Genomic DNA, 15,789 nt, shown 5'->3' on the forward strand with positions numbered 1-15,789 from the left:
ATTATCTTCCGACTATTCCTAAGCTATTTACAACTTTGTTCAACATTTCATCTACCGCAGTGACTACTCTTGCAGAAGCATTAAAAGCTTGTTGATATTTAATCATATTTGACATTTCTTCGTCTATTGAAACGCCCTTTACTCTTTCTCTTTCTATATCAATTTGATCATTCAAAGCCTTAGAATTTAGATGCATTTTATTCGCTGTTTCTCCCCTAATACCCATTTCTGCAATTAAATTGGATAAAAAACCGTTGAATCCATCTTTTCCATCATTCAATAAAGGAGTGTCTTTTATGTTAGCCAATTCTTCCCATACAGAAGGATTATTTGGGCCAGTAAATTCAAATTCTCCGGTAGTATAATCAAAACGTCCCAAGTCTATAGCAATGTTTGAAGGATTATTTCTTATCCCATCAACTACACTCAATTTGTTAACAATACCTATTTCCGGATCTAGTTTTAAAATATCAGCATTTTTTAATGTTGAATTTATTGAATCTAAATTCATATCAGGAGATACCAAAGTCATTTTTGTATTAGCTGGGTCTGTTGTATTATTTGTTATTCCTAACGCGTTAAAAAAACCAACAGAACCTTTTATTGTTGAGTTCCTTAAATCCATATCAATACTTTGGCTACCTTTTAGTACGAATCTTCCATTTGGAGTGATAAAAGCAGATACACCAGTATTAGAAGAGTTTATTTTGTTTACTACATCATCAATAGTGTCAGTATCTAAATTTATATCAATTCCTATTCCGTTAATTTCCAGTTGTGGATCTCCACCATATATATTTCTCATTGGAGGATTACTAAAGTCTAAAACATCCACTTCTTTTTCCTGTATATTCATTGAAGAAAAAGCTCCATCTGGATCATCAAAAACAATATTTGATATATCTCCATTTTCTACTCTTTCAGTTGCGGATATATAAACTGCTCCATCATGTCTAAAAGCTCTGATAAAATTATTACTTGGAGCATTATTAATTGACGATACAAAATTATCGGCACTTGAACCGTCTAAATTTATAGTTATATTAGAACCATCTATATTAAAATTAACAATTCCTGATTCTATGTCACTTTGTTCAATTCTGTAAGCACTAACAGATTTCGTGTTAAAACCATAATCGTTCAAAAAACTTTTGTCAACATCTATAATCATTTTTTCTGATAAAGGATTTCCACCACTGTTTTCAAAAGTTAATAAGTCTTCACTTGTATTATAAGAAAAAAGATTTTCTGTAAAATTTGTATTAAATTCGTCTAACCCATTTCCAGCTAAAGCACTGGATATATTTACGCTATTAGCTGGAGGGGTGTTCGAACTATCTATTGCCACTAAAGTAGCATCTCTTAATAATTGTATATCTGATAAACTACCAGCATTGAATTTTCTATTACTTGATAACAAATTAACTTCTGGGTTGTTCAAATGTGTTCTAAAAGTAGATGCTATTCTGTAAAGCCTCGACATTTCCGTTTCTTTGTTTGTTCCTATATCTTTGAAAAATTGAGCTCCAGTTATGCTGCCAGAACCGTCAAAACCTTCTTCATGCACAAGGTTCATTGTGTCAGCTAATGTTATTGCAAATTCATCTATTTTACCCCGGTATTGAGGAACTATAGAATCTCTTAGTTCAAAAAGTGCAGCCATTTTCCCATCATTGAATTTCACTGGATTGTTGTTAGCGAATATATTATAAAAACCCTTTGTACCTGGGACAGTATAGGCTTTTAATTCTTGATAAGTATTCCCGTTTAATAAAGTTCTATCGCCTATTCTTATAGAAATATCTCCAGATGAATAATGGTTAACATGAATGTCAGCTAATTCAGATAATTGATCTAAAATTCTGTCTCTTTCATCTAACAAATCGTTTGGAGAAGATCCAGAAACTTTTATGGACCTAATTTTCCCATTTAAATCAGTAATTCTTTTAAAGTAGTTATTTATTTCAACAACTCTATTTCCTATTTCTGTATTGAAGTCTTCTTGAAGCTGTGAAAGTCTAAAATCCAAATCTTTTAAAGTATTGGCTAACTCATCAGCCCTTGAAACAATTTGACCTTTCGCTCCTTCGTTTGTTGGATCTGAGCTTAGTTCTTGCATGGCTCCCCAAAGATTGTCAAAAAGATTTCTTATTCCAGTTTCACCAGGTTCACCAAATAATTGTTCTACGTAATGCATATTTCCATATATGTTGTCCCAGTAAGAAACTCTGTTGTTGGTTTGCCTATACTGTATATCAAGAAATTGATCTCTAACTCTTTTAATGTCTTCTATTTTAGAACCAGTCCCAAACTGCATTGGAGCTGAAGTCTGGGTAAGCGTATTCATTGGTAAAGATGGAGTTGATACAATTTCAGGCCTTTGCCTGGAAAATCCTGGTGTGTTAGCATTTGCAATGTTGTGTCCAACAACACTCATCGCAGATTTTGCTGTATAAACTCCTAATAATCCTGTGTTCAGTAATCCGTATAATGACATTCCTGGCATTATTATCCCCTCCAACCAGTTGAACTATTATCTGAGCTGTTATTAAAGCCGTTTCTTCCATAAGTTGATTTCCCCGTATTTTGTACATTAAATAGCTTAAAAATACTGTTGTTTAAATTGTTTTGAAAAGAAATAATTTCTCGTAATTCGTCTAATTTTAAAGCGAATTGGTTAAGTTTTTCTATAAATTCAGCTATTTCAATAGCTCCTTCCTTATTATATTTCGAGAGATAGTCGACTATATCCTTAAGACTGAATGCTATATTATTTTCTTCGCAGTATTCTTTTGTAAGTTTGTCTCTTTCGATATCTATCTTTTCAAATTCAGAGCTACTTTTAGAAATTTCCGTTAATTTAGCATTGATTTTATCAGTAGATTCTTTTTTTATCAAAAGATCTTCCAATTCGTTTACCATATCAAAAAAATCCGAAAGGAGTTTTTTCTCCTTACGGATTATATCTATTAAATTATTAAATTTCATATTATAATCCTCCAAGCATTTTCTTGCTAATTTTTTCTGCATCTATTTTGTATGTCCCATTTTCAATTGCTGATTTCATTTCATTGACCAATTTTTTCCTTACACCAGGGAGCTTAGAAGCTAATTCTAAATATTTTTTTGAATTACCTTCTAATTCAAAAACATCTTTGTTATTTACTTGGGCTTGTTTTTTATTATTTTTTATATTTTGTTGTATTTTTTGTATGTTGACGTTTGCATTGTTGTTTATTTTGTTTATATCCATGTTAATCCCTCCTTGTCATTAAAATTATCGTCTGCTACCAAATAAAGATTAACTTTTAATATGAATTATTTTTTAAAATAACATAAATATAAATATACTTTTAAAATGCAAAAAGAACTGCTATTATACGAAAATAGGCAATAATTTTTAAATTTTGAGTCAATACCGATTTAAATACAAAAAACTTTGATATTTTTATATGGCAATCCAAATGAAGTGTAAAAAATATAGTAATTTATGTGTTTAAACTAAAGAGTATTTAAATATATATAAACTTGATAAAAACTTTAAATTAATGTATAATTTAATATGGCTTTGAGCGTTTGTAGCTCAACTGGATAGAGCGTCGGACTTCGGATCCGAAGGTTGTGGGTTCGAATCCCGCCAAGCGCGCCAAGATAGACAGATTGACTATTAATTACTCCAAACATCAAAATATCAAAGGGGGTAGTATTCATGGCAGAATTAGAAGTACTTAAAGTTGCAGCAAATTCTAAACCAGTTGCTGTTGCCGGGGCATTAGCAGCAATTATTAGAGACAAACACCAAGCTGAACTACAAGCTATAGGGGCTGGTGCTGTAAACCAAGCTGTGAAAGCAGTTGCTATAGCAAGGGGGTATGCGGCTCCAAGTGGTGTTGATTTAGTTTGTGTTCCAGCTTTTTCAGATGTTGAAATAGAAGGAGAAGAAAGAACCGCAATTAAATTTGTTGTAAAGCCTAAATAAGAATACATAAAAAAGAAGGGAGTTTATATCCCTTCTTTATCTATATTAAGTAATGTTTCATAACTTTCCAAGATCAAAGAAAATAAATTCATCAATTCTAAATTATTTTCCCTTATACTTTCGTTCAAATTAATACACATTTCTTTTTTGTGCTCAATATTTTCTTCAGAAGGATAAATTATCAAAAAATCACATTTTATATCTTCGATTTCTTTATTAGAATATACACCTACTGGTAAGTTTTCATCATGATCATATTTTGTTAAAGAATGTACTTCTGATAAATTTTTTATACCGCTGACGAATTTATTTTCTATCTCTGTTGGATCTTTGAGCATTTCCAAAAGCTTGTCAAAAATTTGGAATAGTCGTAAGGTTTTTAAATTTATTTGTTCTTTAAAATCTATTAGTTCTAAAAATTGTTTGATATAAAAATGTTCTATTATTTTATGTATAGTGCTTATAAAAAGTCTTTCTTCTTGCTCGATAAAGGTGTCTCTCAAAATAAATATTAAATAAGCATCATTTTCTAAACTACCCACAGGGAAAACTGCTTTGATTTTTTTATCTTTATATGCATCCAAACCATCGACATCTTCAAGCAGAAGGATGCTTCCCATTTCAACTGTAGAGAGTAATATTTCATCTAAACATATAGAATTCCAATCGAGTTCATAAAAACCTATTTTAGAAAATAAATTAGCCTGCATTCCTGATATTTTATAAGTATAAACCCCACCAAAAAGCATTTCTGATAAAGTGCTTTGTATTATTTCGATAAAATCGTCTTCTTTTAGAGGTTCAGATAAATTAAGTACCAGAGATTTTATTGCTGATAATTGATACGATAATCTGTCGATTACAGTTTCTAATCTGTTTTTTTCATATAAATTTTCTTCTTTTGCAAAAGCATTGTTTAAGTACTGGATATTGTTTTCATCTTCAAATCTACCATCACACAAAATAAAAGTACTAAAAGAAAATTCAAAAGGAAACAAGTCAGGATATTCTTGAAGTAATTCTTCCAAGTCATTGAATTCAAGTTTTTTAGGAGTCACATCTTGAGCATCTAATATTACCCATGATTTTTCTATATTCCTAACAATTAATAATTTAGAACTTTTAGTTTCTGTAATCAATAATTCTCCCAAAAGAGAGTGAAATGAAGGTGTGCCTATTGTTGAAACTAACTCAAGAATTTTGTTGATATATTTCATTATCCCCCACCCCTTTAATAAATTCAAAACAATTATATCATATACAAAGGCTTTTATTCTTATTTTTAATTAATTAATTAAAAAAAATAATATTGTTTATGATATAATAATAATATGAATATTGTATATAAGCATTGGGGGGTTAAAGATGGAGATAATTAAGGAATTAGAAGAAATGATTGAAAATTTAGCTCAAAAATACAACAAACTAAAAAGTGAAAAAGATGAATTAAAAACTGAATATGATGAATTATTTCAAGAATATGAAAAAGTAAATGAAGAAAAGGACAGATTAAATGGTAAAATAGAAGAACTTTCAAATAAAAACAACCAAATTGAAAGCTCTTTAAAACAAATTAAAAATGATTTAATGAGTAAATTTGGAGATGCAATTTCAAAAGAAGAAAACAATCATAATTCGTTTAACCAGTAGGTGTTTTAATTGCCAAATTTTAGAGATGTACAAATTGAAATATTAGGTGAAAAATATAAATACAGAGTTGATGAACCCGAAGAAATTATAAATAAAATACTTAATGAGATAAAATCTGAAGTTGAGAATATGGCAACTAACTTTGGAAAAGATAAAATTAATTATATATTATTATTGTTATTATTGAATGAGCGGCTAAATGTAATAAAGACAAAAGATGAAATCAAAAATATAATAGATAAGTTTGAAACTATTATTAAAGATGGAGATTATGAAGAGCAAAAAGATACAGACAGTTTTATTTCTTGGGAGTGAACAAGATGAAAATAGGGTTCTTTGATTCTGGAATAGGTGGGCTTACGGTGTTAAAAAAAGTGGTTAGGAATTTCAACAACCACGATTTTTACTATTTTGGTGATACTTTGAATGTTCCTTATGGTTCAAAACCAGAATATTTTTTGGTTAATATGCTAGAAAATATTTTCGATTTTTTTGAAAGCGTAGATGTAGATATTCTTATTTCAGCTTGTAATACTACGGATTCTCTTGTGAAAAAGGGTTTAGTTTCCTTGGACGATAGAAGTTTTAAATATATAAGTATAATAGATAATGGTATAGAACAGATCAATAAAGGAGAAGAAGTTTTGTTATTGGCTACTTCTAATACTGTAAGATCTGGCAGTTATAGAGGACTTCTTGTTGATAAAGTAAAAGTAAAAAAAGTTACTGAAAAGGCGTGTCCGTTATTTGTACCACTTATTGAAGAAGGTTATTGGTATGGGCCAATGGCTGATTCTATTATAAATTATTATTTGAGAGATTGCGAAGGTCGTTATGATAAAGTTATACTTGGTTGTACACATTATCCTATATTGAGCAATCATATACAAAAAATAGTCAAAAGTAAAATAGTTGATCCGGCGGATGGAATAGTTAAAACACTTTTAAATATGAAATTACCTTATCTAAAAGGTTATCCGGAAATTAATTTCTATATAAGTGGAAGCTTAGAACAGTTTAAATGTTTATCCAAGAGATTTTTAGGCAGAATGAGATATAAATCTAAATATACCCAATTAATTATGTATTCTTATTACGAAAAAGAGGATGTAGATATTTATGAATAAACCAATAATATTTTTAATTACAGGTCTTTCTGGCGCAGGAAAGACCTTTTTATTAAAAACTTTAGAGGATGAAGGTTATTATACAGTTGATAATGTTCCCCCTCATTTGATCAAATATTTTGTTGATATGATCTGTTCAAGTGATGTTGATAAATTGGCAATAGTTAGTGATCTAAGGTGGAAAAAAACAGAACAGTTAAGAGAAGCTTTTTACGATATTGGTGAAAATTTACCTTGTAATTTGCAATTAAAAAAAGTATTTTTAGAAGCCGATGCCACTTCGCTAATAAACAGATTTAGAAAGTCCAGAAGAAGTCATCCTTTAGATTTACCTATAGAAGAGGCTATAGTAAAAGAAAAAGAAATTTTAAAAGATATTAAATCTATCAGTGATATTATAATTGACACATCCAACACAGAACCATATGAATTCAGAAAAAAGTTTTTTCAAATAATAAAACAGAAAGAAAGACCTTTAAAATTAAATATTGTTAGTTTTGGTTTTAAAAATGGAATTCCAAATAGTGCCGATTATGTTTTTGATGTAAGGTATCTGCCTAATCCTTTCTATATCTATGATATATATAAATTTACAGGGTTAGATCAAGAAGTATCTGAATATTTAAAAGATTTCGAAGATACAAAAAAAACGATAAATAAATTAACTTCTTTTGCAAAGTTTGTCCAGGATAAGTACTCTGAATCAGGAAGAGTAGAAGCTTATTTTTGTATAGGTTGTACTGGAGGGAAACACAGATCTGTTTACATTGCTCAACAATTATATGAAAGATTATTGGATGAAAAAAGAGACGTAAGTATTACTCATAGGGATATTGAAAAGGAGTGATACTTTGAAAAATATAGTTGTAATAGGTGGGGGAACTGGATTAAGTCAACTCCTCAGGGGATTAAAATGGTTAAAAGAAGTAAACTTAACATCTATAGTTGCTGTGACTGATGAAGGAGGTAGTTCCGGAATAATAAGAAACGATTTTGAAATTCCACCCCCTGGCGACATACGGAACAACATAATTGCTTTAGCCGAGAAAGAATCGTTAATAACTGAATTATTAGGGTATAGATTTAATGAAGGGTTTTTGAAAAATCATAATCTTGGTAACATTATTTTGTTAGCATTAACCAGAATCAATAACAATAATTTTCCGTTGGCAATTAAATCATTATCTGAATTCTTGAATATAAAGGGTAGAGTTCTACCCTCGTCTTTTGAATTGATAAGAATAGTAGGAGAATTTGTAGATGGAACAGTTGTTTTTGGGGAGAAAAACTTAGTTTCACAAAATAAAAAGATATCGAGAGTATGGCTTGATGGTAACTCTGAAGCGTATGAAGAGAGCATAACTGCTATAAAAAATTCAGATTGTATTATATTTGGCCCAGGTAGTCTTTATACAAGTATAATAACAAATTTGCTGGTAAAAGGGATAAAAGAATCCATAAAAGAAAGTAAGTCAAAACTAATTTATATATCCAATATAATGACTCAACCAGGAGAAACAAATGAATACAATCTTTCAGACCATGTAGAACAAATAGAATACTATTTAGATTATGAAGTTGACTATATAATTGCCAATTCTGGAAAAATACCTAATTTCATTCTAAATAGATATAAAAAGAGAAATTCTTCGGAAGTAAAGATAGATATGATTGATGACAGAATAATAAAAGATGATTTAGTTTATTTTATCAATGAAGAAAAAACTATAGTCAGGCATGATTCCACAAAATTATCAAAAATAATAAAAAATATAATCGGTGATTAAAAATGGCTACATTTTCTGAAGAAGTAAAGATGACTTTAGTCTCAACAAAAATGGAATTTCCTGAAATTGAACTCTACGGAGCAATAAAAGGGAAGGGAGACTTTGTAATAGATGGTTATAGAAAGTATATAAAAATAACTGTTAACTCACTCAGCTCAATGAAGAGAATCTACAAATTGAGCAAGCTTCTTTTTGGTGATTATATTAGCGCATATGTTAAAATGGAAAGAAGATTGAGACTGGGAAGGGTAGGAGAAATACTTCTTGATTTGCCCTCTGTAGAGAAGATAGTTGGCAGGGAAAATATTGATATATATTCTTCAACACTTCCTAAAAAGATAAAAAACGATCCATTTTTATTTGGAGTTTTTTTAAAAGGGATGTTCTTAACGACTGGTTCGGTATCTTTCAAGTCTTCTTATCATTTGGAATTCTTTTTAGATATTTCAGAAGAGTTTGCAGACGACATTGTTGAAACATTTTACAATTTATTGGGCATAAAATCCAATTATATAATAAAAAACAACAAAGTTAAATTATATATTAAATCCAGTAGAGATATTTTGAATGTTTTAGAAGTAATGGATTCACACGAATCAGTTGAAAAATTAAATGATATAATAAAGGTTAGAGAATTGAAAGGAAATGTGACCAGAACAATAAATTTTTTAACAGCAAATGCGATGAAGACAGCGGAAAGTTCTTCAAAACAAATAAATGATATACTTCTTATACAAGAAAAAATAGGATTGGATAATTTGGATAAGAATTTAAAACAGATAGCAGAACACAGACTTGAAAATGAAGATCAAAGTTTGAAGGAAATGGCAGAAGACTTGAATATAAAAAAATCTACTCTTTATAGCAGAATTAAAAAGATAAAAGAAATTGCAAAGGATTTAGAACAAGGGGATAAAGAATAAGGTGGGTGGTTTTCTTTGAAATGTCCATTTTGTGGAAATGAAGAAACAAAAGTCCTTGACTCAAGACCTGCAGGAAATGGCAATTCTGTAAGAAGAAGAAGAGAATGTTTAAAATGTGATAGTAGGTTCACAACATATGAGAGGTATGAAGAAAATAAGATAAGAGTAATCAAAAAAGAAGGAAAAAGAGAATTATTTGATAGAGAAAAAATAAAAGATGGATTAATAAAAGCTTGTGAAAAAAGATCAGTTACTTCAGAACAAATTGAAGAAATAGTTGAAAATATAGAAGATGAAATAAGAAGAACTGGAAAATCTGAGATACCTTCAACAGAAATTGGAGATAAGGTAATGAACAGGCTAAAAGATATTGATCATGTATCTTATGTTAGATTTGCCTCAGTTTATAAAGAGTTTAGAGATGTTGACAGTTTTTTAGAAGCTATAAAAGAGTTAAAAAATAATAGATAGATTGGGAGGTATATAAAATGGTTGAAGAAAATTATCAATTAACCAAAGAAGGATATGAACGTTTAAAAAAAGAAAAGGATGAATTAAAGAAAAAACTCATGGGAGAAATTGCCGATAGAATAAAAGAAGCTCGAGAGCTTGGTGATCTTTCCGAAAATTCTGAATATGAAGAAGCAAAAAATGAACAAGGTAGAATTGATTCAAGAATAAAAGAAATAGAATATATACTTGAGCATGCTGAAATTATTGAAGACCAATCAGACAATTCGGAAGTTAGACTTGGAAAAGTTGTGAAAATTTATGATTTTAAATTAAAACAAGAAAATGAATTCATGCTTGTTACTCCTCAAGAAGCGGATTTAAAAGATAACAAATTGTCTTCAGATTCAGCAATAGGAAGCGCTATTTTAGGTAGAAAAATAGGAGAAAAATTGACTATAAAAACTGCCAAAGGTACTACAAAAAAAATAGAAATTAAAGATATAATTTCATAAGATTAAAGAATCAAACGGAGGTGTACTGGTGAGTGAAGTAAAAAAGCAAAGGTTACAAATGATAAAAGAATTGAAAGAACAGGGTATTAACCCTTATCCTTATAAATTCGAAAAAGATTTTAAAGCTCAAGAAATTAAAAATAAATATTCTTCTAAACTTGAATCAGGTCAATTATTAGAAGATGAAGTTTTTTCTTTTGCCGGTAGAATAATGACTATAAGAAGTCATGGTAAATCAGCATTTATGCATATAAAGGATGATACAGGAAGGATACAGGCGTATATAAGGAAAGACAAGATTGGAGAAGATGCTTTTAATATTTTTAAAAAATATATTGGCAGTGGTGATTGGGTTGGTATTAAAGGATTCCCATTTAAAACAAAAACTGGAGAATTAACTATTTTAGTTTTAGAAATCCAGTTGCTAACAAAAACAATCAGACAAATGCCAGAAAAATGGCACGGGTTAAAAGACAAAGAAATAAGATATAGGCAAAGATATGTTGATATGATATCAAATGATAACGTTATAGAAGTATTCAAAACAAGATCTTTAGCTATCAGATATATGAGAGAATATTTAACAGAACAAGGCTTCTACGAAGTTGAAACCCCAATCCTTGAAAATATCATGGGTGGCGCAAATGCAAGGCCGTTCATCACTCATTTAAATGTTTATGACCAACCTATGTATTTAAGAATAGCAACCGAGTTACATTTAAAAAGGTTAGTTGTAGGTGGAATGGAAAAAGTTTACGAAATTGGAAGGATTTTTAGAAATGAAGGAATAGACTATAAACATAATCCTGAATTCACTACAATAGAGTTATATCAAGCATATGCAGATTATAACGATATAATGGAGTTAACTGAAAATTTGTTGGCATATGTAACAGAAAAAATTCACGGGACGACTAAAGTTAATTATGGTGAATTAGAAATAGATTTTAAACCACCTTTTAAAAGAGTTGATATGAGAGAATTCATCAAAGGACATTTGGAAATAGACATATTAGAAGATTCAATGGAAACAATGGATCAATACTTGAAAAAGCAAGGCATAGAAGTTCCAATAAAAGAAAGAGGGAAATATATCGATGAACTTTGGGATCTCGTAGAAGATAAAATAATTCAACCAACATTTGTTATGAATCATCCTGTAGAAATTTCTCCTCTTGCCAAAAGGCATAGAGAAGACCCAAGATTATCAGAAAGGTTTGAATTAATTGTGAATGGATCAGAACTTGCAAATGCATTTAGTGAATTAAACGATGCAGAAGACCAAATGTCCAGATTTAAAGCCCAAGCAGAATTAAAAGATTTAGGAGATGATGAAGCTCAGTTGATGGATATGGATTTTTTAAGAGCATTAGAATATGGGATGCCACCAACAGGAGGACTTGGGATAGGTATAGATAGATTCTGTATGTTTTTAACAAACACTCAAACAATAAAGGATATAATCGCTTTCCCACTTTCAAAACCAATGAAGTTCGAAGAAGAAGAGAAAATGATGGATGAAGAACAAGATCAAGATTAATATTAAGTTTAATTAAATTTAAAGTAAAAATATTTTAAGTACATATAATGTTATTGTATAATAGAAAAGGCTTAATAAAATATAATATTATTTTTTATAAAAATGGGAGGAGGAACTGATATGGCTAAAAGATGTGCTATATGTGGGAAAGAGCCTGTTGCTGGTAATAATGTTGCCCATTCTAAAAAGGCAACAAGAAGATGGTGGAAACCAAATGTACACAAGGTAAAAGCTGTTATGAAAGATGGATCAGTTAAAAGAATCAAGGTGTGTACTTCTTGCTTGAAAGCAGGAAAAGTTAAAAGAGCATAAAATTATCGACTCTGATTTTTCAGAGTCGATTTTTTTTATGTTATAAAATATCTTAATGTTAATAAATGATAAATATATTTGACAAATATAATAAATGGTTATACAATTATATTTGAAAATAAAAAATACCAGGAAAATCCTGGTATTTTATGGTGGGCTCGGGTGGACTCGAACCACCGACCACTCGGTTATGAGCCGAGGGCTCTGACCAAACTGAGCTACGAGCCCAAATCCGTAAATAATTATAACACGGCACATCATTATTGTCAACTACTTTTTTATACAAAATAAAAATATAATAAAATGTTTATAAATTTGAAAAAAAGTGGGGTGTTAATTTTGAATATCCAAATGAAAGATAGAGTGGACAGAGATGACCCGGTTCAAAAATTAATGAAAATTTATCCAAGATTTTTTGTTATCAAAGCAGTATTAAAAACATTACAGTCAAAGGAAAGAATAGAAAGAAAAATATTAGAAGAAAAAATCATAGAAGAATTGAAAAAATAAGGAAGTGATCACTTCCTTATTTTTATAACTCTTAATGCTTTATCTATATATTTTATTTTTGTAATATAAGCGAACAAAAAGTAAATTAATATACTACTCAAAACTAAGAATATTGTGTATATTCTTCCTTCTGTTAAATTCCTCATCAATAGAATATAAAAGACCATTGCTATTGTCGACGCCATAACTTTCATTATTTCCAATATGTCATTTGGTCCCAGTGATTTAAAGGCTAAGTGTCCCGACATGACCATCCCTACAAATCCCGAGATTGCTGTTGCCATTGCTATTCCTTCTATGCCATAAAGTCTAACTAATAAAACATCTAAAATGGCATTAATTGCAAGCATAACAATCGAAACAATTGTTGGAAATTTTGTATTTAGATCTGAATGAAAAGTTCTTACAAAGATGCCATGTAAAGAATAAAAAGGTAACCCAAATGAGTAAAAAGCCATTGTACTTGCAGTTATTATTGTATCTTGTGAAGTAAAGCTTCCATGTTGGTAAATTAAAGAAATTAATTGATTATTTAAAAAGATCAAACCAGCCATAGAAGGAAGTGAAAAAAATAGAGTTAGATGTATGCTTTCTTTTAAAAAATTATTATACTCATTTTTATCATTTTTTTCAATTGCTTTAGATAATTTTGGTAATAAAGCATTTGCAACACTTACTGCAAAAATTCCTAAAGGTAATTGGTACAGCCTCAAGGCGTACTGAATTGTAGATACTCCTCCTGTTCCTGTCCATGTTGCTATATTGGTGTCTATTAAAGTATTAAAAGTTGAGACCGCAACACCTAATAAAGCTGGTCCAAATAAACCCATAATTTGTTTCACATGTTTTATGTTAAAATAAAATTGAACTTTAAATCCAGTTTTCTTTAGAAAAATAAAAACAAATATAAATTGAGCTATACCTCCAAGAGTGAACCCTATAGTAGGTCCTAAAATTCTTGGTAAAAATAAAAAAGATAAAAAAATGAAGATGATAGTTAATATATTGGTCAAAGCCGGTGCCAAAGCAGGTACAAAATATATATCTTTAGTATTTAAAACTCCTGAAATAATTGCCCATAGGGAGATAAATATTATGAAAGGATATGTAATCTTCATTAAACTTCCTGTTAAGGAAAGAGTTTCTTCGCCTAACCCTGATCCTAATAAAAAAGCAAATCCATCAGAAAACAAAAAAACTGGAATATATAACAAAATTGTAACAATTAAAGTTAACCAAAAGGTGGTACTTAAAAAATTTTGAGCTTCTTCAGGCTTTTTTCTTGAAAAAAGTGGTATGAAAGAAGACGACAAAGCACCTTCGGCAAAAATTCTTCTTAAAAAGAATGGCAAAAGAATTGCTATTAAATATGCATCATATTCTGAACTTCTTCCAAAATAATGGGCAAAAGTTGCATCTCTAAAAAGTCCAAGCACCCTACTAATTAAAGTTGCTAGCGCAAATAAAAAAGAATGCTTAAAAAGTAAAGACATTAACATCATCCTTTAAAAATGAGGATGCAGAAAAGCACCCTCTTATTTTGTCCTGTATAATCTATCTCCTGCATCACCTAACCCAGGTATTATATATGCTTTATCATTTAGCTTTTCATCTAAAGATGCCGTATAAATATCTATTTCAGGGTGAGCTTCGTTGACTACTTTTATCCCTTCCGGTGCTGAAATCAAACTCATGACGGTTATGTTTTTTGCCCCATGTTTTTCAACAACTTCAATTGCGTAATTCATTGAATGCCCAGTAGCTAACATAGGGTCTACTATATAAACATGATGGTTTTCAGTAAACTCGGGAAACTTGACGTAATACTCAACTGCATTCAAACTATCCGGATCTCTGAAAATACCCAAAAAGCCAACACTTGCATTTGGAACTAACGATAATATTCCATCCAACATACCTAATCCTGCTCTTAAAATAGGAACAATAGTTACTTTTTTATCGTCAACCATTTCACCTTCTGTAAGTTGAATTGGCGTTTTTACTTCTGTTTTGTAAGTTGGGAGTTTCCTTGTTGCCTCATAAGTTAATAATGAGGTTATTTCTGTAAGGAGTTCTCTGAACTCCTTTGGACCAGTATCCTCGTTCCTCATAATAGATATTTTATGTTTAATAAGCGGATGATCAACCACATGAACTTTTTCCATTCAAAAGACACCTCCATTTCTTTATTATTTTATCATAAATAAACATCCATTGCCATGAATTTACATTATTTTATTATAAAATATTTTGAGTTATAATATTTATGAGGTGAGAAAAATGAGCAAAAAAATATCAATGTTATTTGTGATCCTTACGTTTGTCGTGTTAACTTTTGGAGAGGTTACTACCGAATTTAAATTCTATTTCGTTTTTGGTGACAAGATTGATTCTGGAATAAAAGCTAATATCAATTACCAGTATTCTTCAGAAGAATGGGCGTTTTTAAGTATTAAGTCAAATTTTTATCCAGTCACTATAAAAATCAACGATCAAAAATTAGTATTAAGATCAGATAAACAAACGATTGTTGTAAGGCCCGGAAAGATCAAGATAACATATAACAACAATTCATTTTTTTACCAAGCAAAAAGAGGTGATAATGCAATTTCATTGGTAAAAAATATTCAGTTGAAACCTAATATAACATACATAGAGTTTCGAGATGAAGTATCTCCAAACGGTGATTGGGACAGAGATAAAATGAAATTAGTTATTAATTCGAACACTTATGCAAAATTAAGGCTTGATGTAGGCAACGAGTCTTTTGAAAAAGAAATATTTCCCGGAGATAACCAGTTGTATTTTGATTTTAAAAATATAGATGATGGAATTTATAAGGCATACGTCAAAATATACAATGAAAAGGGTAGTGTTGAAAAAGAAAAAAATATTTTGATAGATAGAACCCAAAAAAGTTATGGTAAAGAAATCTTATTTGGTTTTATAGCTTTTTTTGCTGGATTAATTATATGGGATTCGCTATGATATTTATG

Annotated in this window: 19 protein-coding genes and 2 tRNA genes; 14 read left to right on the plus strand and 7 right to left on the minus strand. The window is 29.8% G+C overall.

Annotated features, from left to right (window positions below):
- Window position 1: 1 nt before the first annotated feature.
- From flgK to flgM, 3 genes are read right to left on the minus strand one after another with little or no spacing between them, the layout of a single operon-like run.
- A complete protein-coding gene (gene flgK, locus BLS00_RS00640; protein ID WP_091401879.1) occupies window positions 2-2,506 on the minus strand; it encodes a flagellar hook-associated protein FlgK in 2,505 nt (834 codons plus the stop codon).
- 2 nt (window positions 2,507-2,508) lie between these two features.
- On the minus strand, window positions 2,509-2,988 hold the full coding sequence (flgN, locus tag BLS00_RS00645) for a flagellar export chaperone FlgN (RefSeq protein WP_091401881.1): 480 nt from the start codon (window positions 2,986-2,988) through the stop codon (window positions 2,509-2,511).
- 1 nt (window position 2,989) lies between these two features.
- Window positions 2,990-3,253, minus strand: a complete 264-nt coding sequence (gene flgM, locus BLS00_RS00650) for a flagellar biosynthesis anti-sigma factor FlgM (RefSeq protein ID WP_091401883.1) — start codon at window positions 3,251-3,253, stop codon at window positions 2,990-2,992.
- A gap of 319 nt (window positions 3,254-3,572) precedes the next feature.
- Between flgM and BLS00_RS00655 the strand changes: the two genes are divergently transcribed.
- Together BLS00_RS00655 and BLS00_RS00660 are read left to right on the plus strand one after the other, a co-directional pair.
- A tRNA-Arg gene (locus BLS00_RS00655) sits at window positions 3,573-3,649 on the plus strand.
- Between the two features lie 60 nt (window positions 3,650-3,709).
- On the plus strand, window positions 3,710-3,979 hold the full coding sequence (locus BLS00_RS00660; protein ID WP_091401885.1) for a stage V sporulation protein S: 270 nt from the start codon (window positions 3,710-3,712) through the stop codon (window positions 3,977-3,979).
- A 23-nt stretch (window positions 3,980-4,002) separates the two neighbouring features.
- Here the strand turns inward: BLS00_RS00660 and BLS00_RS00665 are convergent, their stop codons facing one another.
- Entirely contained in the window at window positions 4,003-5,196 is a 1,194-nt protein-coding gene (locus BLS00_RS00665) for a hypothetical protein (RefSeq protein WP_091401887.1), read from the minus strand.
- A gap of 148 nt (window positions 5,197-5,344) precedes the next feature.
- On the opposite strand from BLS00_RS00665, the gene BLS00_RS00670 reads away from it, so the two are divergent.
- From BLS00_RS00670 to rpmB, 10 genes are all read left to right on the plus strand, one after another.
- Window positions 5,345-5,629, plus strand: coding sequence for a hypothetical protein (locus BLS00_RS00670; protein WP_091401889.1), 285 nt, complete (start codon window positions 5,345-5,347; stop codon window positions 5,627-5,629).
- A gap of 9 nt (window positions 5,630-5,638) precedes the next feature.
- A complete protein-coding gene (gene zapA, locus BLS00_RS00675) occupies window positions 5,639-5,944 on the plus strand; it encodes a cell division protein ZapA (protein WP_091401891.1) in 306 nt (101 codons plus the stop codon).
- A 5-nt stretch (window positions 5,945-5,949) separates the two neighbouring features.
- Window positions 5,950-6,756, plus strand: coding sequence for a glutamate racemase (gene murI / locus BLS00_RS00680; RefSeq protein ID WP_091401893.1), 807 nt, complete (start codon window positions 5,950-5,952; stop codon window positions 6,754-6,756).
- On the plus strand, window positions 6,749-7,603 hold the full coding sequence (gene rapZ / locus BLS00_RS00685) for an RNase adapter RapZ (protein WP_091401895.1): 855 nt from the start codon (window positions 6,749-6,751) through the stop codon (window positions 7,601-7,603). The genes murI and rapZ overlap by 8 nt, the downstream gene beginning before the upstream one ends.
- Before the next feature lie 4 nt (window positions 7,604-7,607).
- A complete protein-coding gene (locus tag BLS00_RS00690; protein WP_091401897.1) occupies window positions 7,608-8,543 on the plus strand; it encodes a gluconeogenesis factor YvcK family protein in 936 nt (311 codons plus the stop codon).
- Between the two features lie 2 nt (window positions 8,544-8,545).
- Window positions 8,546-9,466, plus strand: coding sequence for a DNA-binding protein WhiA (whiA, locus tag BLS00_RS00695; protein WP_091401899.1), 921 nt, complete (start codon window positions 8,546-8,548; stop codon window positions 9,464-9,466).
- A gap of 15 nt (window positions 9,467-9,481) precedes the next feature.
- Complete coding sequence (gene nrdR, locus BLS00_RS00700; RefSeq protein WP_091401902.1) at window positions 9,482-9,937, plus strand: transcriptional regulator NrdR; 456 nt, start codon at window positions 9,482-9,484, stop codon at window positions 9,935-9,937.
- Between the two features lie 17 nt (window positions 9,938-9,954).
- On the plus strand, window positions 9,955-10,431 hold the full coding sequence (gene greA / locus BLS00_RS00705; RefSeq protein ID WP_091401905.1) for a transcription elongation factor GreA: 477 nt from the start codon (window positions 9,955-9,957) through the stop codon (window positions 10,429-10,431).
- 25 nt (window positions 10,432-10,456) lie between these two features.
- Window positions 10,457-11,971 carry a lysine--tRNA ligase gene (gene lysS / locus BLS00_RS00710; RefSeq protein ID WP_091401907.1) on the plus strand — a complete coding sequence of 505 codons (1,515 nt, stop codon included), beginning with the start codon at window positions 10,457-10,459 and terminating at the stop codon, window positions 11,969-11,971.
- 120 nt (window positions 11,972-12,091) lie between these two features.
- Window positions 12,092-12,283, plus strand: coding sequence for a 50S ribosomal protein L28 (gene rpmB, locus BLS00_RS00715; protein WP_091401909.1), 192 nt, complete (start codon window positions 12,092-12,094; stop codon window positions 12,281-12,283).
- Window positions 12,284-12,433: 150 nt separating this feature from the next.
- Here rpmB and BLS00_RS00720 read toward each other — a convergent pair.
- Window positions 12,434-12,511 (minus strand) — tRNA-Ile (locus tag BLS00_RS00720).
- Window positions 12,512-12,622: 111 nt separating this feature from the next.
- On the opposite strand from BLS00_RS00720, the gene BLS00_RS10545 reads away from it, so the two are divergent.
- Complete coding sequence (locus BLS00_RS10545; RefSeq protein ID WP_167848898.1) at window positions 12,623-12,793, plus strand: hypothetical protein; 171 nt, start codon at window positions 12,623-12,625, stop codon at window positions 12,791-12,793.
- 8 nt (window positions 12,794-12,801) lie between these two features.
- Here BLS00_RS10545 and murJ read toward each other — a convergent pair whose 3' ends face one another.
- Together murJ and upp are read right to left on the minus strand one after the other, a co-directional pair.
- Window positions 12,802-14,286 (minus strand): murein biosynthesis integral membrane protein MurJ, encoded by a 1,485-nt coding sequence (gene murJ, locus BLS00_RS00725; protein WP_167848936.1) that lies wholly within the window; start codon window positions 14,284-14,286, stop codon window positions 12,802-12,804.
- Window positions 14,287-14,328: 42 nt separating this feature from the next.
- Window positions 14,329-14,958 carry a uracil phosphoribosyltransferase gene (upp, locus tag BLS00_RS00730; RefSeq protein ID WP_091401913.1) on the minus strand — a complete coding sequence of 210 codons (630 nt, stop codon included), beginning with the start codon at window positions 14,956-14,958 and terminating at the stop codon, window positions 14,329-14,331.
- Between the two features lie 115 nt (window positions 14,959-15,073).
- Here upp and BLS00_RS00735 point away from each other — a divergent pair, with 115 nt between their 5' ends.
- A complete protein-coding gene (locus BLS00_RS00735; RefSeq protein ID WP_091401915.1) occupies window positions 15,074-15,781 on the plus strand; it encodes a hypothetical protein in 708 nt (235 codons plus the stop codon).
- Window positions 15,782-15,789: the final 8 nt, after the last annotated feature.

The organism is Geotoga petraea (genome assembly GCF_900102615.1).
Classification (GTDB): Bacteria; Thermotogota; Thermotogae; order Petrotogales; family Petrotogaceae; genus Geotoga; species Geotoga petraea.